Genomic DNA, 22,182 nt, shown 5'->3' on the forward strand with positions numbered 1-22,182 from the left:
TCCATGCGCAGCGGGCCAGTGCGCCTTAAACGCCTGCTCAGGTGTCATTATCACTGCCTTACCACACACTTCGCATATATGAATAAGTTTTTGCACCATAAGCAAGCCTCCTGTTCATCCTTGAATAATATTGTAACCTTAGTAATATACAAATACTATTCGTCGCATCGTTTAATGGCACGATAAAAGCTCCTGTTTATTTACACAAACAGGAGCTTTGTCATTAACTGATACGCATGCACAAGTGTTAGCTCATTACAGATATATAATCGGCATCTGGACAAAGTTTCAACATCTTCTTAAGTAGTTCCATCACTTTGATTACATTTCTAGCATCAAGCAACTCTATTTCGCTGTAATACCACCTATCAAAGTCTGCTAATAGCTTTTCATAATAGTCAATAACGCCTTTTATTTCTTCATAAGTAAAAAAGTTGGGTTCAAGAACCTCTATTTCAAAGCCTGTTAAATACCTTCCCCCATCACTAAAAGCCTTAGTATATCTTTTGGCATTAACTTCTAGCTTTGGATCAAAAAATTTCATAAAGCCTTCCTGAAGAATATTCATAAAGAAGAAAAAATCTATGGATAGCTTCATCCCCACTTCGTGAACGCATTTATTAGTGATTCTGTCCTTAATGTCGATATTAACTGGTTGTATCCACACTGCTGCTCCATAGTCATGTCCAATCATTACTTTATTCCGATCTGAAAGGCTATTACAATAGTTCCTGTCATCTCGAGTCAAATATATTGGCATTATAGCTTTTAAATCCCGGTACTGTAATTCAGGTCCCCATTCCAATACACAAATCCGCGCATCCTTGTAAACATTTTCTGATTTCTCACTGTCCGCTTCATCAATTAAAGCTTGCCATTCTGTCTGTGTTGATACTACAGCTCCCGCTACTTCATCATCCACCGCTGGTAATCCGATTATCCTAACATTCTCCCATTGCTTAAACGGATTGGGAAAGTCCACAAAAGAATATTCAAATCGCGAGTTCCTTTCATCATTAACAGCACATGCTCTCTCTCTAGACAACTCAGAAGAGTCAAAACTCAGCAAATCACCCTTCTCATCGAAAACCATCTCTCCAGCTTTCCATTCTGTAAGGTTCATTTCTACAACACGCCCTTTGTAACTACTGCCATTTTTGTCTATAGCAGGGAAGACTATCTTGCCTTGTAGTCTCTCCGAATCATCATTAAGAATCTGATGTTTCTTAATACAAAAGCCTTCCATATCATAGCCTGCATCGATACCATCTTTCCACGCAAGGTCAAAAGATCCATAATAACCATACAAATAACCTTCAGGTCCCATCTCGTATGAATAGAGCACATACACAAACCCTTTATTATTTTCCTTAAATAGCTTCATAGCATCCTGCTCATATATAATTCTCTCATCTATTTGCCTCATCAGAGCTTCATCTAAGGTATTATTTCTAAGGAGCTCCAACTCTCTGAGCTTTGCGCTATAATCAAGACTACTATTCCATATAATCGTCGCCTTCTCCCAATCAGAGAACACACGATTAGATTCATAAAGCGCTTCTTTAACTTCAGGTGATGGTATGTATTTTTCTATAAAAGCATTATCTTTATATTCAGTCATAATCTATTACCAAAATATGTAACTCGACAAATCACTATTTTCTCATTTGCGAGACAGCGTCCCGCATATTGAAAGATAGAAGAGACTGGGTGACAATCCAGTATCTCATTTTAAGACCTCTAGGGCGCGACGGCTGCCTGTTCCGTCCTCAGCTTCTATCTTATAGAACCCTTTGAATGCTAAAATATGTTAATTATTTGAAGAAAAGAGAGCTGAGATACCGCAGTACCACTAACTCTCTTCTCATAATGTCTAGTTTTTTTGTTGTCCGCCAACCCTCCGGCCCTATGTCCGGCATTGCTTCCTGTTTTTCCGTTGCAGGTCAACCCTCCGGCACTTACGTCCGTCATACCTTTCGGATTGAACTTATCTCCCAGTGTCTCCACCTGATAAGTTAGGTGCTAGACCACCCGACGTTGCACGCAACGCCCTTAATAAAACCGGCTAACGCTGACAAATGCATTTATGCCCCCAGCAAACGCCCGAAACGTATTAGCCTTGTAAAGCCATATTAACACAATCGCCTCTCTAATTCATTAAACGCGTCGTTTAATCAGCAATCTCTTTGCTCGCAGACTTTCTCAAGATAAATAGGGTTAATGTGATCATGAGTGTATTGATATCTTACTGTGATACTTGCATCAGAATAGTCTTCTATTGCACCTGGTTTAAGTGCCTTCTCAACATGTCTCCTCCACTCCTCTTGAGACACATCAACAATTCCAACCTTGCCATTATCGCCAGCAAACCTAACCCTATCTCCTTTTTCATACGGGTTAGGGATAGCTACAAATGGATACTCAAATCTCTCTGTGCTACAGCCTTCAATTCTTATATCCTCTTCATCAGACCTTTCACTTGAGTAATAATCAGTGATTACCCCCTTTTCATCGAAGCGAATTCCTGCCATTGGCGTACCTGGCATTATATGTCTATGTACTCTATTTGCAAGCTCAGGTTCAATCCATGCAGTTGCTATAGCTTTCATTGGCTTTATATTTTCGAGATTACTGATAATCTGGTGCTTTTCAATACTAAATTCCTTTTGCGAATCCTTTCCCTTTTCAATCGCAGTCTTCACATTATTAAAAAAGCCATCCCCGTAACTGTCCTTTCCGATAAATAGCTGATATATATAGCCACCTCTATCATCAGTAAACAGTTTCAATCCCTCAAGATCATACGCTATTCGTTCTTCAATCTGCTCTCTAAGGCTGCCATCAGCCGTATTATCTGCAATCTTTTTCAATTCCCTATGAAGTTCAAAAAGATTAAGACCGCTATTAAAGATAATTGTAGCCTTATCGGCATCAGAAAATTCTACGTTTTCTTTCTTGATCAGCTCCTTAACTTCCGGAGATGGAATATACCGCTCAACAAAATCCCTATCATCTTCCAACACGCAATCGGCTTCCATTAATGTCTGTAATCCTTGCTGCTGTCCGGCTTTTCGGTCAGTCGCCCTGTCTATCGTCATACGATGAATATTAGTGATATCCGCCAATATTCCACTCTTAATAAGCTTGCCAAGATTAACCGGAGTATAGTTGCATACGTTAGCCGCCAAGTTAATATGCTTGCACCCCTCAACATAAGGAGCTCGATTATTATGATCATGTCCATGAATATTCAGACACCAATTAAGTCCATGCACCGGTTCGTGCGATAGTAAAATCTGATCAGCTATAAATATTGGTCCCGAATAAATCTCATCAAAAAGCCCCACATAATCAGATCTTCTATCGTGATTACCAAGCAGTAGCACTTTATATCTGGCCCTTATCCTTTTTACATATTCAGCTTTCCCAACATCTCCCAAACAAATAAAGGTATCATTCTTTCCTACGATACTATTGATCTTGTCTACGAGCTCGTCTGCTTCAAGCCAGTCATCCACCATATCCTTGCCAATTGCATCATCAAAATGCATATCAGACAGTATATATACTGATCTACCATCTGACCAGTGACGGTAATTCTCATATAATGTCGGTATCATCTTTATCCCTCAAAATCTTTAGTCTATCAATCTGATTTATCCCTTGTCTTATCAAATCTGCGTTAGTATCTTCAAGATTTATCAAAACTACAAGTTCTTCTGCAGATGCAAAATCACGAATATTCGGGCTCATTCCCTTTGTCCCTGTCTCATTTCTCCATTGAGCAGCAGTTTTACCAAACAAAGCCATATTTAAAACATCTGCTTCAGATGCATACGTAAATGACATTTCCTGTGGTGTGAGTTCAGGTGTAATTAAAAACTCTTTAACAGCATCCGTGTGTATTCTATAGTTTATTTTAGATAACTCTCTTTTACGTCCCATCCGATGGACAAACGCTCAGATTCATCTTTTTTAAGCCGCTGATAGTCGGTAATAATGTAGAGCTTGAACTCTGGTGATATCCACGATGCAAACTCAAAGGCAATATCAGAATGTGCATAGGTTCCACCATTATTGCCTGCCTTTGATATTATTCCTATAGCATTTGTTGCTTCTACCCACTGTTTGGTGGTAAGCGTAAATGCAGCTTCTCCCGACTCGTATTTAAACCTACCGAATTCGGTAGGTTTAAAATTTGGATTATGCAACTGCTCCCATAATCCAAAAAAATCTATGTGCATCATAATTTATGCATCACTTCATATATTTTCTTCGCCTCTTTCAAGTACTTAAGGCGACCTATATTCACGCCAAACATTTTATTAATGACGTCAGCGATTATTCCTGATATTTCCTCAATGCTGGTGCCTGCCTTTATCTGCTCAGTAATCATTTCTGCCTCTGTGTCAAATTCATCATCAGGTGCACCATGCTCTATTAGACCGTACATGTCAATCTCCCTAAGTATACTCTTCACAGTGTCAAGAACATCTTTAGACACAATTCGTCGTATAATAATCTCTTCATCCATTTTCTCTTCCCAATTTGATGGTGATGCCCAGCTCATCCAAATCTTTTGCCTGTGTTCCTCGTCTCTAGCCAATCTTGCAATAGCCACGCACTCTGTGGGATCTAAATGCATTTTTCAAATAGTAGAAATACACCTTTACCGATACCATCACTGTTTTCTCTTTTTTTCACTTAATAAAAACTAGATTTCATAGGCAGAGATACAATGTCCCTACCAATGAAATATTTGTTTTATTGACATTCTTTTATTTTTGATATATACTCCAAACAAAGAAATGGGTTTTCACCACACTTATTGATGTGGCTTGCTCGTTTCTTTTTTTACTGCCAAAATATCATAAAGATATTTCTTACCATTTTCGGCATGATTGATAAGTAATCTGGCACCGAAGATGTTATAGCGTACCAAAATGTCTTCTTCGTAAACTGGAATGCCAAAACGTATATTGTATCTATACCATCCGTTTAATGCATCTTTACTATGTTTTTCTTTAGTATTCTCTTGAAACTCGCAATTAGTAGCAATTTGAATAAGTTCTGGAATTGCTGTTGCTGCATTAGCTTTTGCTTTTGCGTTAGCTCCAAGTAGACGTTTTCTACTTTCTGAACCCGTATATTCTTCAGGAAGTTCATTTCCAATGTATATTTTTTCAGCAGATTCACTGATTTCATAGCAATCTCCAACATATCCTTTGAGATATTCTTTGACTTCTTCCCAATTCACTTTGCGTTTACCTTTGAACCTTATATCATTGATAAAAACAATCTTCTTGTTATCTGCATCAGTAATGACACTAATGTTTCTATTTGTTATCATCATACTCCTATAATTATTTTTTCTCATGTACTATTTGATCTATAGAAGAGAGCAAAAAACCTTGCATTGCTGCAAGGCTTTTCGCAACTCGGCCGCTTAACTCGAGTAATAGAGGCGTTTCATATGATAAAATCCTTTTACTATTATGTGCCTACAACACAGCCATGCGGATAACTTCAGACCAACCGGTTTAGCGCCTTAACCTTGTTCATGGATTTCAACATATTTCTATGTCTAAAACACGTTCGCAGTTACCAATTGATGATTCAAGTAAATACAATTGACCAGTAATAATTCATAGTTAACCCAAAATGCAAAACGGTTGATATGTTGTTAGTCGTTTTTCAGGCGACTCTCTTTACCCCTTTCAATCGGGGATTCAGAAGCAGGATTCGAACCTGCGAATTCCGGGTTATCAGCCCAGCGCGATTTCCACTTCGCCATTCTGAACACTCATCCAATATTTGCGGTATTGGTAATTGTAACTTAACCCCGTTACAGGGAAACCGGGTTTGAAGTTTTCGTGTTGCAGGCAATTCTAATGATTTAATCAAACCTCGATAAAGGTCGTTGCATTTGATACCTTGATCTGTGTATCAAGCTCAGAGAGCAGCGTATTCCTCTTTTCCTGAAGTGCTGCCACTTTCTTTTGAACATCTAATGGATCCACAAGCTCTGTTGTGTTCTCCTTGACATAGGCCTCCACTACCTCTAAAGGCTTCTCATCCTTAACCTTGGTATCCTTTCCAAGAATAGAAAGCCTCATGCTTTCTGCAGTACTCTGAAGCTGTTTGTTTTTCATTTCAGCCACCGTCACTCTTGTCTGGAAATCTTTTTCCATCTTGAGCTGAAGTGCTGTCTCAAAATCAGCATCACCATCATATGATCCAGCCCCACGAAGTCTACTTCTCAGTGAAATTGCTCCGGCCACCGTGAATGAGCCGTATGATGTATTTATTGTAGTATTTGCATTTGATGCAACAATGGCTGCATCAATTTTCTGGAATCTCTCAATCAGATCCTGAATCTGTTGATAAGCACTCTCAGCATCCTTAGCAAATTCCTCCCTTGATACTCTTGCATCAAGAACTTTCTCCTCATTAGGCTTAATTGTATCTACAAAGTTCGCCTTCTTGATCTTGTCCTGAATCTTTTTAACAAGTAAATCTCTCTCATCGAGAGCCTGAGTTACAAGCATTTTGTCAGCCATTATCTAACCCTCCCTAAAAGCTTTTTGTTGTAACTCAAGTATAAAGCTGCATTTTACAGCTTGTCATTCCTCGCGTAGTTTAAAAAAGTAGTTACAGCCTCTTTTTGTGACTGGTTAAGTCCTTGTAATAATTCCACCCGTTTACAATCTCCTCTGGCGAATGTGCATCATAACCGAATATGACTAAGTCCTTTGGTACCTCTTCCCAAAATTCTTCCTTGAAATAGCCCGGTTCAATACGTGAAGCATAATTGTATTCAAGTCTTATGGGATAGTTACTTTTCTTTACAGCGGTAATCAGCTTATCTGCATACTCTCTTTCAATTGCTCCAAACTCAGGTCTCTTTCTATATGAACGATCCGGATGTGCAACCACATCAAATAGTCCACTCTCCACGCCCTCATCCATTGCATCAAGCTGTCCAATAAACTCATTTGATCTATCCTGATCATATATACTCAGACTCCCATCAGAATGTTCAAAAAGATGCTGACCAAGGAGCATCACATCCAAGCCTTTCATGTCTCTAAGCTCTTTATAGTATTCAATATAGCTCGGGAAGTATTCAACCTCTAATCCACACTGAATATCGATTCGGTCCTTATACTCTTCTCTTAGCTGATTTATTGCTCCAATATATTCCGTCAACTGCTCATATGGCATTCTATTGCCAAGAGGATTTCCCGGAAAAGGAGCATGATCAGTAAAAACAATTCTGGTAGCCCCTAAAGCTATCGCTATCTCAACATATTCCCTATCCTCATAATTCCCTGCATGCCCACATCTTTTTGTATGAACATGGAACACTTCATTTTCTATTGGTACATACATTATAATATCCTCTGTTTCTCAGCCTTTTGCAGATCATCAAACGAACATGTATAGACCTGATTATCATCTAATCTATAGATTATTCCGCCCCTAATCTTCTTATTTTTGCCATCATGACGAGCACATCCTCCATCAATATCTATAATATTTTCTGTAATGAATGGAGAAAGCTCTTTGAATTCTTTATTTGCATACCAAACCGGAACATAACAAGCCTTCCGCTTTCATTTCTAACCGTATGGAATTCCATACGGTTAAAAATTCATTATGCCAAGCTTTTCATTCTGTCACCCATCCAGACTCCGTCAGGCCCAGGTTCCGCGGACGCCAATAACTGATGCAATCGTTTGACAACATTGGCCGCTGTCGCATCCCGTTTCTTACTCCGCATCATATACTAACTTGACTTCATCCAGCTTTTCCCATTCAGTTGCCTGTATAAGCTTATCAATAACCTCTTTTTCTTTGATCCCGAAAATTGATATCTCATCACGAGCAAAATGACCTGCTATGGTATCTCCAAGATATAAAGGATTTATATCATCCACTACTGATAGATAATCTTTTTCCAGCAATCTATCAGTCAAAACCTGATAACCTTGCAGCTCTACCGCATAACCTTCCATTCTTAGTGCAAGAAAAGCTCTTATAATATCTGCGCTTCTTTCAGCAGAATCACCGCCAATAACAAACTTGCATTTATCAGAATGCAAATCAGGTTCAACGCATAATCTAAGAGAATAAGAACAGTTGTTAATGATATCCCAAGGATGTCCTCCAAGATATTTGCTCGAGAAATACGGTTCTTGGTGTCTTATCCATCCGGCAAAATATGTCGCATCATCAAGCGGGACAGCATACAGCCCATTATCACGACAATCCGCAGTGGCATAATACCATTCCTTCGGAGTTAATCCGCCATATCTGGCCTTTTCTTCTTCAGAATCTTCCCAACCACGAAATCCTGATCCATCACTCTGCTTCGGCTGCTTCACCCCTAATGCTTTATATATAACCGCACATGCTTCATAAAACCTTCTGGCAGTCATCTCTTCTTCATAAGCATCTACCGCCCCTTTACTATCAAGCAGTTCTTTAATCTCATTTTTGCTCAAACCACTTGCACACTTCTCACGTGCTCCCGGAACAATTGCATAGTAATCAGATCTGCTGATGACGCCTCTTCTTTTATAGTATGGAACTCCAGAGATATATGCCTCATATTCCCCTTTTTCAGCCATGGATAATACCATCTTTACGCTAACAATAAGCCAATCCAGTATTTCTGTTGCATCCTGAACATCTCCTTCGCTACGCTTAATGTCGTAAGATAGCACTTGGACACCATCTATCTGAATGTCATACCAGATATCATTTTCCGCATAACATCCTCCACGGAACACAATATTCAGCCAATCTCCGCCTTCAAATTCACTATCAACATGCACCCAAATGGACTTCATAGAGCTTCTTCCATTTTTCGCAATCCTGTTTGTCAAACTGATAAGTTCCAGCATTCTCTTATAGCTTGACTCATCCAGCCTATATTTAGTTTCACCAAAGTTATCCATCCAGCTGTAAATCACACCTAAATCCATTCTCACTTTTCTCCTCGTATTTGGTCATAATTCACTATTAGCCTCATCCAATTTTCGGAGCCATTCTGCCTCTTCATTCAATTCCTTCCACGCTTCGGATATTATTTCCGGCCTCGGTTCTTCCATTTTCAGAATAGGTTTTCCATCAACAACCTCATAAATAGCATCAAAACCTTCGCTAGGATTAGGAAATTCTATGAAATCCAACTGTTCTACCAGTCCTTCAATCTCAATCTCATCCTCATATCCACGCTTTTTACAATTTGAATAGAAAAGTTCTTTACTTGGGGATATCATGTAGACATCAATAGTCACGTCCGCGACTTTCCTAATCTCATCAATATACGCAATCCTGCGCTTGGCTTTGTAAAATGTCTGTTCTACAACAACATCCTTTCCAGCCTTTATTTCCTTGATAATATCATCAAGCAGCATCTGGTTGGCTTTCATGAGGCTTATGATAGTCCTATCAAAGCCCCTATACATATTCAGATTATTATCCTTATCCGCTGTCTTCTGATATTCATAGGCATCCAAAATGACTACATCTTTATCTGCATAATTCTCATCTATAAAATAACTCTTTCCTGATGCTGTAACCCCTATCACAAAAGTAACTCTACTCATAATCCACCTATATACACCGTTCATCTGTATCGATAATTGATGTCTCTCTATGCTTTTTAAAAGCATCGAAATCTACTATCTTTGAATAAATTGGCATTTGGCCCCTTCTAAATATCCAGCATGTTCCAACAGGCATATTAAGTACCTTCTTTACAGGAACATCGCATCTTTCAGCGACAGCCTTGGCTGTTTCAACGTCATTGCCACCCAAGTATACGTATGTATCACAATTTCCTATAATAGTTTTTCCGTCGAATTCATAGGCTTCTTGTAGCTGTGCTTCAGCTTGAATCATCAGCATGGTGGATATTCCACGAGATCGTATAGAAGAGATCATCCTTGGGAACTCATTGATACGAACATTTGTAGCAAAATCATCCAGTATAAATCTTGTAGGTACCGGAAGGCGATTGTCCTTGCACTCTTTGTCTGCATATCTGCATAGTTCATTCATTGCTTGTGTAAAGAAGATGTTGGCAAGCCCGTCCAAGGATCTATCTGTATCACTCACCACAACAAAAAGAGCTGTTTTTTTATCACCAATCGATTTTATATTTATAGTGTCAGTTTCGAGCATGGCATCTATCTCAGGTACATCGAAAAGCCCCAATCTTGCATTCACCGAAATAAGTATGGATTTCAAAGTTTTTCCTGCTGCCACCCTGAACTTTTTGTAGGTCTTTACCGCATAGCTCGAATTATTTGTCGAGTATAGATCGTCCATAAGCAGGTCCAACGGAGTTTTCCACCCCGGATCATTTTCATCAATCTCGCATGCATCGATAAGCCTCATCAAATTCTCAAAGTTCTTATCTTTTTCAGTTCCCACCTCAACAAGATACGCAATACATGCCTGAACAAGAAGCTGAGCTGCCTGATCCCAAAAGGGATCCACAGTTTTCACACCCTTTTCCTGATAAATCATCATATGCGCCATTTTTACAATATCCTGTGTAGTGTGAATATATCTGAAAAAATTGTAATGTGCAGAGTGTTCAGGGTCTGTAAAATCAAGCTTCCTCACCTTGTAACCTTTAGCATGCAGATAGTCTTTATATTTCTTGTATAAGTTCCCCTTTGGATCAGAAATAACATAGCTACCTGTCGCCATCATGAGATTTGGTTCAACAATGCTTCTTGTTTTTCCGGCTCCGCTTGTACCAACCACGAGAACGTTATTATTCAATTTTGTTTTGTAGCAATCCATGCTATAGTATTGATCCTGAGCAAGGATCAACATATTATCTTTCATGCTCCTCCTAACTATCTCACTATGATTGATGTTGTTATGCTGTCACATAATCCGAATTTAATCGCTTCCTCTGCATTCATCGTGTTATCAAAACTTGTAGCTTTTGCTATCTCCTCCGATGTCCTCCCGGTATGCTTAGAAAGAATTCCATTCAACGTCTCCCTTGTCTCCAAAATGGAATCTGAAATGTTCTTAATACTAGTAGCTGAACCGCCCACACCATTTGAAATAAGCGGTTCATGAATCATCACCTGACTATGAGGGAGAATAAATCTTCTGCCTTTCTGACCCCCTGCAAAGATCACAGCTGCCATGCTTGCAGCAATGCCTGTGCAGACCATATTTATAGTGAGACCACTCCCTTGAATAGCATCGTAAATCATAAGTCCGGCATTTACTTCTCCACCATGGCTATCAATATAGACAGTTATTGGTTCCTTGCTTTCTTCCAGATAAAGAAGCTCCGACAAAAAATCATTTGCCATATCTGAATCAATATCTCCATTAAGAAATACTGTTCTGTTCATAAGATGTCTCGTTGAAAGACTCACCTCTCGTGTTCCATGAGAAGACTCAACTTCTATTGATGGTATCCATTTTCTTGTTGCCATAATTCCTCTTTTACTCTGCATTTTCTTCTGTGACTTCTTTTCTATCCCCGGGATCCAAACGAATAATTCCAGCCGATGTCGATGCATAAAGAACTGCATTGCCAATGTTTTCTATATACAGCGGGCAATCATCTAGTTGCATATGATAGAATTCTATATTCTGAGAGCGCACAAAATACCTCAGTTCAATCCCACATCCATCTGCAACAATCCGATAGATATCCTTATTCATGCCCATGTCAAACACACCTATGCTAGCCCAATCACTGTAATCTACAGGTTCTCCACTTTCAGAATCTTCGGGCACATAATAAAGTGAATGGAAATAGAATTTGCAAAAATTCGCCAGCACAAGGAGTACTTTCCCCGGTTCAATGGTAGGATATTCTATAGCTCTGTTATATTTCTCTTTAAGCTGTTCATAATCAGGAATAGCATTCGGATATTCATCCTGTTCTTTAAAATCCCAGTATGACAAAGGACAATGGTATACACTATTCCCGGTAGTAATAACCATTTCCTCTTCTTCCTCATCAACATGGATTGCCTTCACCTCTGATGAATGAACATAAATAGAATCCTCAAGTTTCTTATGTCCTGTTACTATTCCATGTGCAATCTTACGCATCTTGCCAAAAAATTCATGCTCACTAATATACCAATTATGAAGTTGAGCCTTATGGCTATTACTCTTGTCTGCCATATTTACTCCTATTGCACAATTTACTTATTACGGTTATAATAACTTCCTATGTACGTGCTGTCATTCAACGCGTAGTTGAAGGACTCAGGCTGTCAATGACTGCTTCGGGGCAAAGAATACTTTTCCTAAAGCAATTGCACAATTGCCACAAATGTCTCTGTTTTTAGTTACATGCATAATGAACTTTGACTTCTTAGTGTTGCATCCGCATAATTCACATTTCTTACTCATACGTATTACCTACCTTTTTCTTTTTTGTAATATCAACAAATTATCAGCTGATATATATTATGGGCGAAAAATTTTATAGCTAAGTTTTCTGTATACGTCCTCTCGAACAATGAATATCACCATTACACTATCAGATTGATAGACCAATAAAATGGACAGCAAACAAAAAGGAGCTGCAAACAGCCCCTTTCGTATTCGTATTGCGTATTTCTTGAATATCATCTTCCATTAGCATCGCCTTCCATCTTTTCAAATAAATTAAAAAAGACGCCCTGAAGAAAGCCACCTACACCGGCGCAGAAAATAAGTACTTGATTCATGGAGAAAGACTTCTCAAGTAAAGTGGCCGCAAATGCAGCAAACAGAATAATCACGCACGTTAGACTCAGTGCAAGATCACACGCCTTTCCAATATGTCTTTGATGCATCTCACTCTCCTCTTCCTTTTTATGAAAGTTTGTCCAAAGTGATATGATTGACATAATAAGAGCAATGACACTTATCACAATCCTAAATGGTATATTTCCTATTGAGTAAGATACCGCCATCAACATTAGGGAAAGCCCCCATAGAATATTCTTGTATCCTACTGCCATCTTTAATGATAATGGTCTTCTAAGTAAACCACTTATTGTATTCATGATTTCAATCTCCTTTCCATTCGCCATCATGCTTGATTATTGCATCTTTATCCATCCCATACCTTGCGCATTGAGCCAATGCACTTTCCTCCAAATACTCATATTCTCTTCAACTCACAATCATCCTGTATAAAGTACCTATGTGGATGGCTTCCATCAAATCTAGCCTTTTTATCTAGCTGCTCAAAATTGTCCTCATAGACCTCATATCGCATAGCCCTATTAAACGAATTCAATCTGATAACAATAATGCGATACTCATCTCCATTTTTAGCACGATAAACATAACTTGTACGATAAAAGAGCGCCTTGATTATCGAATGCTCCCCTTTATCATTAAGCGAATCAATAAACTCTTCCTTGTACGCCTCAAGCACTTCCCAGTCTGCTTCTAATGCTCTGATTGTTTCGCCAACTTTATATGGAATAAACTCACCTTTTGTTTCCTTGATATTGGCACGGCCTAGCATAGCTCGGCACATGGCCTCATATTCTCTGTGACGCTGATAACCATCTTCAATATTCTCAAGCGTATTCGGATCTATCTTCCTCGCATCCTCAGTAAAATACACGCCTACATACTGTCCATGCCTTACCCCAATGCTAAGAGCAGTCTCTTTACCACAACACGGGCATTCATAAGTGAAATTATAAAAGTAATTTCTGTTCCCTCTATCGATATAATCGCCAAGCATAAAATCCTCAAGACTACGCTCATAATCCTTGGTTTGTTCTTCAAACAGAATTTCCTTTTTGCAACCGGGACAAAAATATTTGCCCCAAAATGTATCATACATTCCCATAGCAATTCTCCTTTGCTATCTATAATATTAAGAAATTCTTTTATCAATTTCATTCATCGCATCGTTTAATGAAACAAAAAGGCCTTGCATCTCTGCAAAGCCTTTCTCTATACTAAGCCGCAATTCCAGGATCTCCAAACTGCTTGTAAAACTCTTTAACCACAGCATCAGGCGCAATTCTGCAATTGAAAATATTTCCTTCAATATGTGTATTTGCCAATGACCTGCCTCTCGATAGTGCGACATAAAGTTGGCCATGCGCCCAAGCGCCTTTCCCTTCACTAATAATCACATTTACCTTGTCAAAGGTCTGCCCCTGACTCTTGTGGATAGATATTGCGTATGCAGGTCTTAAGGGCATAAATCTCACTTCTGTGTTCGCATACTGAGAATCGTCATCTGTTCTTTCAATCATTGTTGTGGCCCATGTAACCGTCGTCACTTCGTTATATCCATCAAACTTCACTTTGATATTTTCGTAGTTTTCAAATCCCACTACTGTACCCATCTTCCCATTGCAGAATTTTGACGTATTGATAGTTGCCATCACCCGTAATCCTATTTTTACAACAAGACATTCCTCGCCCGGCAAAGAGTTTAAATCAATTACGCCTTCATAACTCGCCATAAATGGATGCGACTCTTCTCCCTTAAGTGCTTCCAGCTTTTCTTTATTAATTCGCTTTGCATCATTATTATGGGTGCATATATAAATTGCATCCTCAATAATATATGGGCACATATTCTTTACAAAGTAGCTAAGTACAGATCTGTCACCTCTGCTTAATCTGTAAAGGTTATATATGTATCGAAAATCTCCCTGTCTTACTACCTCATTCAGGAAGCAAACCTCGAAATCATATGCCTGCCAGTAATATGACTGGAAAGCATACTTCCTATCTAAGTAATAACCTGTTCGCTTCTTGTCGTCATCAAAAGGCTCAATTTGATAAAAATCTCCAACTACTACCATCTGTACCGGATGGTCAAGAAAACTCAAGCAGTCACCTATCGTATCCATCATGTTTTCACTAACCATTCCAATTTCATCGATCACAATGACATCGACATTCCTTAAATGTGCAACATTATACGCACTAAGCTTCATTTTTCTGTAGTCATGTGACAGCTTGAAAGTGCTATGGATTGTTGAGCCGCCTATAATTTGAGCAGCCAATCCCTGATACGAAACCTTCTTTATTACTTTCCCCTGTCCCTCCAAAATCTCACATGCCTCTTTTATTACCTCACTTTTTCCTGTTCCTGCCATTCCAAGAAGGCAAACATTTGCACCGGACAAAATCTTTTCAAGTGCCTTTTTCTGAGCTTCCTTTAATACGAATTTTCTATTTATGCTCATTTAGTATTACCTTTCCAGTGTTTTAATGAAAATGATAAAATATATCAAACTGCCTTCGTTCTTTCTTCTCTATTACACAGAACAACTTCCGGAACTATCGGACATCCTCCCATGCAAGCATCTCTCTTATCACAATTCGGGCATGCACATCTAAAGCAGTTTCTGAAACTTTCAAACTCTGAACTATACCATGCCTCTTTTATTGTGTTCTTTCTTAAGTCCACAGCCCACTTCTGTTTCTGATTATCAAAGCTACAAGGCATCATTTTCATATCGGCCGAAATGTAAGCCGACCACCTTGCTCCTTCACATGTATCAAGAGAATCCACGTCAAAGCTGTTGGAAAGATTAAGCAATCCGGGGACAGTACAGGAATCAAAGCCAATCCTGTACGGATACTTCTTGTTAGCGATCAGGGCTACCAGTTTCTTGAAATCACTATCGTCAATGGAAATGTCTTTTTCTCTTCTACCAAGTCCAACCGGCTTGTGAAGAAGGAAAACAATGGCATTAACGCCATGAGGGAACCCATCATTCTCCATTCGATCAACCGCCTCAGAAACAGTATCTTTACTTAATACATAGTGAATATTCGTTTTTACTTCATGGTTAAGTAATGTATTTATTGCAGCCAACGTGTATTCACTTCTGTACCAACTGACTGCAACCGCTCCGCAATACTTCTTGCATAAATCTGCAATTTCATCGTTCATACCAAGGCCGGAGGTTGTGAAGTTGGGTACAATATCATATTTCCTGCATATCTCAAGGATGTTCTCAAAGCTCTCGTGTTGATCCGGATCGCCACAACCTCCAAGTGCAAACTGATAGGTATTGCCTTTACACTGCTCAGCTATTGTTTCAAAATCCTCCAATGCCATATTAGGAGCATTGGAGTTTAACCCGTTTTGATAGCATTCAACCCCGGCTTTGATACAAAGTCCTGATTTACCGTGAGCGCAATGACCCATTATCCCAATGTCGAGTAGTTCAGGGAAAGATGCCATAAAAGGATCCTTACCAGTATCCTTACCATTACAGATAATTCCACTACGTAGGTACTGTCCTGTTTTTTCATTAAACATTGAGAAAAAATCCTTCTCTTTTCTATACTTCATGTTCCACACTTCCTATCAGTATGACAAATCCGTGTCTATGCCTTCAAAACTATCTGCTCCTGTCTGTTCCATTATTTCCCAGACATTTTCATATATATCCGCCAAGCGATACTCGGTCTCTTCAAACACCACATCACCGATATAGACACTCATTCCTTTCTTAAGCGCCTCCCTTACTTCCTTCTGTCTATCCTCAGAATCACTTAAGTAGCAATTATCCTCGAATTCTTTTTTGATTTCTTCCTCTGTACTATCCGGTGTAAGAATCGGCTCCCCCAAAAACTGCCTTTCAACAAATTTGATCAAAGCATCTTTCTGAGCCTGTGTAAGTTCTCCCTTTCTGGCAATCACAAAGCTACTGCTGCTTGAATTTGTTACGAAATCTGTCCTTATCTTCATAGTCGAATCCCCTTTCGATTTGTGTTATTAACATCAATGGTAAAGCACGTGCTACGGGCTGTCATTCATCGCGTCGTTGAATACAACAAAAGGCCTTGCATTTCTGCAAGACCTTTCGCCGATACCCCATATGTTTTCAGAGGTTCATAATATGATAAATTCCTTTGAATATAAAATGCCTACAATACAACCATTAGGATAATTTCAAACCATCCACTTTAGTGCCACAACTATAAACATCAATAAAAAATGTTTTTAATACTTATCTTTCCAATTATACAGAAAAAGAGAAGAACAACTCCAAACTCATTTCCTCTTAATTATATTTTCAAAAAAAGAATCATTAAAGTAACAGCTGACACAGCGGAAAGAGAAAGTATCATTGTATCTACTAACTTAAGCCTTTTCAGAGTAGTCCACCATGTTTGAGAATACAACAATGGTTACACCCCTGATTGACATGCTTATCTTCAGATCTCATGTAGTCAACATAAACTCAGGGCACCCTTATCTAGCCAAACAGGCTACTAAGGTTAGCTCCTCAATGAGAGTAGGCAAGAAGCATTCAGAAACTTAAGTCCCCACCTATACGCAGCTAGATGAAATGATTTAGGAAACGTATAATCATATCCACAGCCATAATCAGGATATAAAGAATCTCTCTGATGAGAGGCAATACTTGAGTGGATCTATAAAATGAAAGTAACTTAAAGAAATTTTGGTAATAACAATCAACTAGATCTTATTCTCAACATTCGTGATACCCTCAGATTATTTAGCAAAGATCACACATAAAAAAAATTGAGCGTTGATATTGAGGAAATCATCCAATGAGTATGATAGTATTATGACATACTTGTGGTCCCAAACATACATACGACATTTGACATATTGTAATTGACTTAGATTCTTCAAATCAATTATTATAATTGTAGGAGGAAAACCTTACAATTATGGTAGAGAAATTTGTTGGTACTAGAATAAAAGAGCTTCGCAAAAAAGCTTCCTTAACGCAGGAAGAATTAGCCCTTAAGTCAGGAATTGATCGCACTTATATAGCCAGTGTTGAATCAGGTCATAGAAATATATCCATTAAAAATCTTCACAAAATAACCCACTCTTTGAATTATACTCTGTCTGATTTTTTTGAAAACTATGAGGCAAATGAAAAACATGAATAAATATACCCTAGGCACTATTGAAGCATCTGAACAACTAATCCGAGATTTGTACATCAATATTAGAACTGAAGTAAATAAATGGTCCACAATAACAAATCAAACTCCGCAAGCAAGAATGGGTTACATAGGCCAACATTTAGTTAGCGTCGTCACCGGTTATCCTGGCAGCAAATCTGGCGCACGCGGTTATGATTTAGTGATGGATAATGGTTCATACGGCGAAATTAAAACTTGCTACCGAGTTGATCAACTTGGAAAATGCAGAGATTGTGATGCCGTTGTTTCAAGTACAGAGAAAAAATGTTCAAATTGTGGTTCCATAAATATAATACGAAAAGAAGATTCAAAATGGCTAATTGGTATTCAACATGATCAAGCATTTTCAGAAATAGCAACCCCAAAGTGCTATTATTTTGTACTGTTTGAGCCCGAAAGCATCGATAATCCTGATAATATAATTATATCCATCTGGGAAGTAAATCCACAAAACAAAGGTTTTGTCTATTGTATGATAGATTATTACTGTAATATTCGTGCAAAATCAAAATCAAAGGCACCTTTCAACATGTGGCCATATGAGCTCAAATTTGCATTAACAAATCCCAAGTTAATATACCGTTCCCAAGTATATAGCGACGGAAGAATAGAAACACGTGTATTCCCTACCATGAACAATACATTTATTGATCAGTTAAAACCTTTACAAATTTATTCACAATCAAAAACTCTAAAAATTGATGCAATTAAGTCTGTAATCAAAAAAGTATCTTATTCTACATCCGTCAAGGGGACAAAAAAAGTATTATTGGAAAGGCTAGAACAGCTAAGAAAAGAAAATGATATCAGCAACAAAGAATTATGTGATTTGTTATCTGATGCAATTTATGGTCCACGCATATATATGTTCAAAAAAACAATTCCAAACAATTTGAAAAAGTACTGTCAAAAACTTTCTATAAAACATCCCTGATGATAACACTTTAATAATAAAATACATCCCAGCTGATCAAATCAGCAGGGATGTATTCATATATTGTAAGCGTTCTAACGATTTATTGTAATAATCGGTATCTATCTCAAACCCAATATAATTTCGTCTCTGTTCTCTACAAGCCTCAGCCGTAGTCCCGCTCCCCATAAATGGATCCAAAACTATATTACCTTCATTACTACTTGCGTAAATCAAACGTTCAATGAGCTTTAAAGGTTTTTGCGTTGGATGAATCCTATCCTTTTCTCCATAAAAGTTAATATCGTCCCAAACATCAGTAATTCCCAATTGAGCATGGTATGTTTGAGCCACTTCCTCATAAGGTATATTAAAATCTAATATTTTCTCCAGTTTTTGCCACAGTTCTTTAGTGGGTAACTGTTCGCAAATATTTTTTCCGGTATAAATACTCCACATCCCACCGCCATTAGCTTTCATGCCAAGTGCCTCATTGATTTGCTTAGCCGTTAAACCTAACTCCTTTTGACGGTTCTTTAAATACCGCTTCACAAAAGGTTTACTATCCTTATAAAGGAATAGTATACTTTCTGTTACATTTGGAAACATCTTATAGTTCTTTGTGGCGCGGCCTGATACTGCCTGTATTCCTTTATTAAGAATTATCTGTTGTCTTAATTCAAGACCAAAATCTTCTAAAATGGGAAGTAGTCTACTCAACATCCTGAAGTACCCAAAAAGATAGAAGCTCCCCCCTTTACGAAGGACTCGTGCAGCTTCAGCAATCCACTGTTTAGACCACTCAATATAATCCTCTTCTGTTCTCCACATATAATCCCATTTTTCACCTATAACCTTAAAATATGGTGGATCTGCTACAATCAAGTCAACACTTTCATCATCAATAAGATTTTTCATCCCCATTATGCAATCCATATTATAAATCGTATTTATTGCCATTTTTCCTCCCCTGTTGTAGATTATAAGTAACATTATATCTTCTCATAAAAACATGTCAAGCATATGCCCAGATTAGGCATAACTTCATATTTCTTCAAATCCTATACTTCTTAAATATCGATATGTTCCGTCATAGTATTCAGGCAACCGTGTTTCATCCTCCCAAAATCCTGTAATTGTTTTATGTGAATTACCTTCAGGCACACAGATAATCATCCCCGCTCTAGCTCTTGTAAGTAAAACTCTATAAGCATTCAACATATATTTTATCTGTTCTTGTTTACTCTCGGTATTCGCTTCAATTTCATTCCATTTATCTTTACCATTGAACTTGTAATAATGCCACTGCCCATTTTCATACCTTACATCTGCATCCCATAAAAGACATGAATAATCGAGTTCCAGTCCCTGAACTTGAATTTCTGTCGCCGCATCTTCTAAGTAATTAGACGCTCTTGTATCTGCTTTATCTTCAAGAAACCAGTGAACAGCATTCTCAACATCCGATTGAAGGACATGTATCCCTAGCGGTTTATACCTTGCAGCTTCCTTTGTAATTAACACCCCTGTTCTTTCAGTCCCCCTCACCTTTTCATGAAGCCATCTTTTTGCCGCTTCCATATCTCTTGTCAAAAATATAGGATATTTCTCTTTAATCTCAGAATATAATGAAGCAGCACTCGAATCCAAGGAAAGCAACGCATGCACCATTGCAGAAAGTTTCTCTGCTCTATACGAGCGCAATGATACCCCTAAATGCAAAGCTTCAGCGTACGTCACATTGGTATTATTCATGAGTAGCTCATTAACCTTGCCTTCAGCATATTCCTCTTCTGTTAGCTGTGGAGAAATATATATTTTCCAATGAGTAAAGGTTTCATTCAATGCCTTGATCCACTCTGAAATGCCTGCTTCTCCTGTATTAATCTCTTGTCCGCCTCCTACAAGACAAACTATAGTTGCCCAGTCTTCTCTTTGATCTAGTGACCATATCAAAAAAGATGCTTCAGACATAGGAAAATTGGGCACTTTTAGCTTATTTCCATAAGTACCTCCTCTTTTGAGATAAAGAGCTAGTCTTTCATGCGTCCATGATCGTTGTGCCTCATCAAAAATGGCCACATGCTCTACTTCACCATATCCAGATTCATGCATCTTTACAGCTTTCAATGGGTCAATTTCAAGGATCCCGTTTTCAACAGGATTCTTGATCTTAGCAAGCATATTGTCCCTATACCGGTGAATTATCTGAATGAATTTACCCACCTCACGTCTCGAATCAGACAGTTTCTTTGTTTCACCTCTATTCTTGCACTTCTGATAGTTATCCTTTGCAAGGGCTTCGTTCAGCACTGCTACTAAAGGTCCATTGCCAGATAAATAAACTGCCCCTTCATCTTCTATTGGATTTTCACATCCTTGATATGTTTGCTTTACTGCTACGTCTAAACCCACAAGAGTTTTTCCAGCACCAGGCACCCCTGTAACAAAGCAAATGCTCTTTTCTTTGTTCTTTTTACTCTTATTTATAACATCTAGTATGTATGAAATCGTTCGATCTGTTGTTACATTGTCTGCCTCATGCCTAGTAATATCTTCAACTGAATGACTCTCATATAAAGCTTTGGCAGCTTCAATTATTGTAGGTGTGGGTGCATACGGACTAATGATCCAATTGGGGTCTATATCCTTTTCTTCAGGAAATTTACGAATCACTTCGCTTATAACCATAGATATTCTCTCTGCCCCAGTGACAAGAGGATTTACAACTCGATCATCATAAACCGACGACTGTACAATTGAAGAAGCCTTCTTATACTTTGTCGCTATCAATATTGGCACTATAAGACTATCATGACTGTATTTATGGAAATTCTTCAGATCCAAGGCATAGTCCAATACTTGATCAATGTCAGTTTCAATTATCCTGGATTCTCCAACCTTGAACTCTAGGCAAAACACGATTCCTTTAAGTAATAGAACTACATCTATTCTTTTTCCTAAACGCGGAATATCATATTCAAAAACAATATGCCCCCTGCTATCTTTCCATGTCACAAGTGCATTTTGTAAAATCTCTAATTCTCCCATCCACGCTTCTCTAGTTGAGCTAAGAGTATCACCATGATAATTGTTATTTAACAATGCAAAAATCTTATCTTTATCAGCACAAAGAAATTCACTAATTTCGCTATCAAACAAGCATCGGTTACTATTTTTCACAATAGCACCTCCTATACAATCTCAAAGTTACCAATACAATTATCCCATATTTTATTTTTTAATTGTAGTTTTTATTACTTTCAAAATTCACTGTGCAACAGACTTTTGCTGTTGCACAGTGACTTCTTGACTCC

20 protein-coding genes, 1 tRNA gene and 1 pseudogene are annotated in these 22,182 nt (G+C 38.3%); 2 read left to right on the top strand and 20 right to left on the bottom strand.

The features are described 5' to 3' along the window. Positions 1-247 precede the first annotated feature (247 nt). From G590_RS0108715 to G590_RS0108805, 18 genes and pseudogenes are all read right to left on the bottom strand, one after another. A complete protein-coding gene (locus G590_RS0108715; protein ID WP_022765285.1) occupies positions 248-1,621 on the bottom strand; it encodes a hypothetical protein in 1,374 nt (457 codons plus the stop codon). A gap of 553 nt (positions 1,622-2,174) precedes the next feature. Continuing rightward, positions 2,175-3,620: a metallophosphoesterase gene (locus G590_RS0108725; RefSeq protein ID WP_022765287.1), complete on the bottom strand. Its 1,446-nt coding sequence runs from the start codon at positions 3,618-3,620 to the stop codon at positions 2,175-2,177. Then, positions 3,601-4,238: pseudogene (locus tag G590_RS21905) on the bottom strand (KilA-N domain-containing protein); the annotation flags it as partial. The pseudogene G590_RS21905 and the gene G590_RS0108725, both read right to left, overlap by 20 nt. A 5-nt stretch (positions 4,239-4,243) precedes the next feature. After that, on the bottom strand, positions 4,244-4,534 hold the full coding sequence (locus G590_RS21040; protein WP_026494042.1) for a hypothetical protein: 291 nt from the start codon (positions 4,532-4,534) through the stop codon (positions 4,244-4,246). 291 nt (positions 4,535-4,825) lie between these two features. Beyond that, positions 4,826-5,350, bottom strand: a complete 525-nt coding sequence (locus tag G590_RS0108740; protein WP_022765288.1) for a hypothetical protein — start codon at positions 5,348-5,350, stop codon at positions 4,826-4,828. 377 nt (positions 5,351-5,727) lie between these two features. Then, a tRNA-Ile gene (locus G590_RS0108745) sits at positions 5,728-5,800 on the bottom strand. 100 nt (positions 5,801-5,900) lie between these two features. Next, the gene (locus G590_RS0108750; RefSeq protein ID WP_022765289.1) at positions 5,901-6,560 is read right to left on the bottom strand and encodes a hypothetical protein; all 660 of its coding nucleotides are present in this window, start codon (positions 6,558-6,560) and stop codon (positions 5,901-5,903) included. Positions 6,561-6,651: 91 nt separating this feature from the next. After that, on the bottom strand, positions 6,652-7,392 hold the full coding sequence (locus G590_RS18905) for a PHP domain-containing protein (RefSeq protein WP_022765290.1): 741 nt from the start codon (positions 7,390-7,392) through the stop codon (positions 6,652-6,654). 380 nt (positions 7,393-7,772) lie between these two features. Beyond that, a complete protein-coding gene (locus G590_RS0108760; RefSeq protein ID WP_022765291.1) occupies positions 7,773-8,990 on the bottom strand; it encodes a hypothetical protein in 1,218 nt (405 codons plus the stop codon). Between the two features lie 24 nt (positions 8,991-9,014). Beyond that, a complete protein-coding gene (locus G590_RS0108765; protein ID WP_022765292.1) occupies positions 9,015-9,617 on the bottom strand; it encodes an AAA family ATPase in 603 nt (200 codons plus the stop codon). A 7-nt stretch (positions 9,618-9,624) separates the two neighbouring features. Continuing rightward, complete coding sequence (locus tag G590_RS18910; RefSeq protein ID WP_022765293.1) at positions 9,625-10,869, bottom strand: VirD4-like conjugal transfer protein, CD1115 family; 1,245 nt, start codon at positions 10,867-10,869, stop codon at positions 9,625-9,627. Between the two features lie 11 nt (positions 10,870-10,880). Further along, positions 10,881-11,480, bottom strand: coding sequence for a ClpP family protease (locus G590_RS0108775; RefSeq protein ID WP_022765294.1), 600 nt, complete (start codon positions 11,478-11,480; stop codon positions 10,881-10,883). Positions 11,481-11,490: 10 nt separating this feature from the next. Then, complete coding sequence (locus G590_RS0108780) at positions 11,491-12,183, bottom strand: hypothetical protein (RefSeq protein ID WP_022765295.1); 693 nt, start codon at positions 12,181-12,183, stop codon at positions 11,491-11,493. Between the two features lie 449 nt (positions 12,184-12,632). Then, positions 12,633-13,055, bottom strand: coding sequence for a hypothetical protein (locus G590_RS0108785; protein ID WP_022765296.1), 423 nt, complete (start codon positions 13,053-13,055; stop codon positions 12,633-12,635). A gap of 98 nt (positions 13,056-13,153) precedes the next feature. Next, positions 13,154-13,858 carry a hypothetical protein gene (locus tag G590_RS0108790; protein ID WP_022765297.1) on the bottom strand — a complete coding sequence of 235 codons (705 nt, stop codon included), beginning with the start codon at positions 13,856-13,858 and terminating at the stop codon, positions 13,154-13,156. A gap of 112 nt (positions 13,859-13,970) precedes the next feature. Beyond that, positions 13,971-15,218 (bottom strand): ATP-dependent DNA helicase, encoded by a 1,248-nt coding sequence (locus G590_RS0108795; RefSeq protein WP_022765298.1) that lies wholly within the window; start codon positions 15,216-15,218, stop codon positions 13,971-13,973. Between the two features lie 44 nt (positions 15,219-15,262). Further along, positions 15,263-16,336 carry a radical SAM protein gene (locus G590_RS0108800; RefSeq protein ID WP_022765299.1) on the bottom strand — a complete coding sequence of 358 codons (1,074 nt, stop codon included), beginning with the start codon at positions 16,334-16,336 and terminating at the stop codon, positions 15,263-15,265. A gap of 15 nt (positions 16,337-16,351) precedes the next feature. Continuing rightward, on the bottom strand, positions 16,352-16,735 hold the full coding sequence (locus tag G590_RS0108805; RefSeq protein ID WP_022765300.1) for a hypothetical protein: 384 nt from the start codon (positions 16,733-16,735) through the stop codon (positions 16,352-16,354). Positions 16,736-17,688: 953 nt separating this feature from the next. Here G590_RS0108805 and G590_RS0108810 point away from each other — a divergent pair. Both G590_RS0108810 and G590_RS18915 read left to right on the top strand, forming a co-directional pair. Further along, the gene (locus tag G590_RS0108810) at positions 17,689-17,916 is read left to right on the top strand and encodes a helix-turn-helix domain-containing protein (protein ID WP_022765301.1); all 228 of its coding nucleotides are present in this window, start codon (positions 17,689-17,691) and stop codon (positions 17,914-17,916) included. After that, positions 17,909-18,886, top strand: coding sequence for a MamI family restriction endonuclease (locus G590_RS18915; protein ID WP_196802477.1), 978 nt, complete (start codon positions 17,909-17,911; stop codon positions 18,884-18,886). Before G590_RS0108810 ends, G590_RS18915 begins: the two co-directional genes overlap by 8 nt. 36 nt (positions 18,887-18,922) lie before the next feature. Here the strand turns inward: G590_RS18915 and G590_RS0108820 are convergent, their stop codons facing one another. Further along, positions 18,923-19,825: a DNA-methyltransferase gene (locus G590_RS0108820; protein ID WP_026494044.1), complete on the bottom strand. Its 903-nt coding sequence runs from the start codon at positions 19,823-19,825 to the stop codon at positions 18,923-18,925. An 84-nt stretch (positions 19,826-19,909) separates the two neighbouring features. Then, positions 19,910-22,048 carry a DNA/RNA helicase domain-containing protein gene (locus G590_RS0108825; protein WP_022765304.1) on the bottom strand — a complete coding sequence of 713 codons (2,139 nt, stop codon included), beginning with the start codon at positions 22,046-22,048 and terminating at the stop codon, positions 19,910-19,912. Between the last annotated feature and the right edge of the window lie 134 nt (positions 22,049-22,182).

Source organism: Butyrivibrio sp. XPD2006 (assembly GCF_000420865.1).
In the GTDB taxonomy this organism is placed as follows: domain Bacteria; phylum Bacillota; class Clostridia; order Lachnospirales; family Lachnospiraceae; genus Butyrivibrio.

Coding starts and splice junctions, on each gene's coding strand:
- G590_RS18905 (WP_022765290.1), bottom strand. CDS start 7,392: ATGTATGTACCAATAGAAAATGAAGTGTTCCATGTTCATACAAAAAGA.
- G590_RS0108740 (WP_022765288.1), bottom strand. CDS start 5,350: ATGATAACAAATAGAAACATTAGTGTCATTACTGATGCAGATAACAAG.
- G590_RS0108800 (WP_022765299.1), bottom strand. CDS start 16,336: ATGAAGTATAGAAAAGAGAAGGATTTTTTCTCAATGTTTAATGAAAAA.
- G590_RS0108750 (WP_022765289.1), bottom strand. CDS start 6,560: ATGGCTGACAAAATGCTTGTAACTCAGGCTCTCGATGAGAGAGATTTA.
- G590_RS0108715 (WP_022765285.1), bottom strand. CDS start 1,621: ATGACTGAATATAAAGATAATGCTTTTATAGAAAAATACATACCATCA.
- G590_RS0108775 (WP_022765294.1), bottom strand. CDS start 11,480: ATGGCAACAAGAAAATGGATACCATCAATAGAAGTTGAGTCTTCTCAT.
- G590_RS18915 (WP_196802477.1), top strand. CDS start 17,909: ATGAATAAATATACCCTAGGCACTATTGAAGCATCTGAACAACTAATC.
- G590_RS0108810 (WP_022765301.1), top strand. CDS start 17,689: ATGGTAGAGAAATTTGTTGGTACTAGAATAAAAGAGCTTCGCAAAAAA.
- G590_RS0108790 (WP_022765297.1), bottom strand. CDS start 13,858: ATGGGAATGTATGATACATTTTGGGGCAAATATTTTTGTCCCGGTTGC.
- G590_RS0108760 (WP_022765291.1), bottom strand. CDS start 8,990: ATGGATTTAGGTGTGATTTACAGCTGGATGGATAACTTTGGTGAAACT.
- G590_RS0108820 (WP_026494044.1), bottom strand. CDS start 19,825: ATGGCAATAAATACGATTTATAATATGGATTGCATAATGGGGATGAAA.
- G590_RS0108780 (WP_022765295.1), bottom strand. CDS start 12,183: ATGGCAGACAAGAGTAATAGCCATAAGGCTCAACTTCATAATTGGTAT.
- G590_RS21040 (WP_026494042.1), bottom strand. CDS start 4,534: ATGGATGAAGAGATTATTATACGACGAATTGTGTCTAAAGATGTTCTT.
- G590_RS0108725 (WP_022765287.1), bottom strand. CDS start 3,620: ATGATACCGACATTATATGAGAATTACCGTCACTGGTCAGATGGTAGA.
- G590_RS0108795 (WP_022765298.1), bottom strand. CDS start 15,218: ATGAGCATAAATAGAAAATTCGTATTAAAGGAAGCTCAGAAAAAGGCA.
- G590_RS18910 (WP_022765293.1), bottom strand. CDS start 10,869: ATGAAAGATAATATGTTGATCCTTGCTCAGGATCAATACTATAGCATG.
- G590_RS0108765 (WP_022765292.1), bottom strand. CDS start 9,617: ATGAGTAGAGTTACTTTTGTGATAGGGGTTACAGCATCAGGAAAGAGT.
- G590_RS0108805 (WP_022765300.1), bottom strand. CDS start 16,735: ATGAAGATAAGGACAGATTTCGTAACAAATTCAAGCAGCAGTAGCTTT.
- G590_RS0108785 (WP_022765296.1), bottom strand. CDS start 13,055: ATGAATACAATAAGTGGTTTACTTAGAAGACCATTATCATTAAAGATG.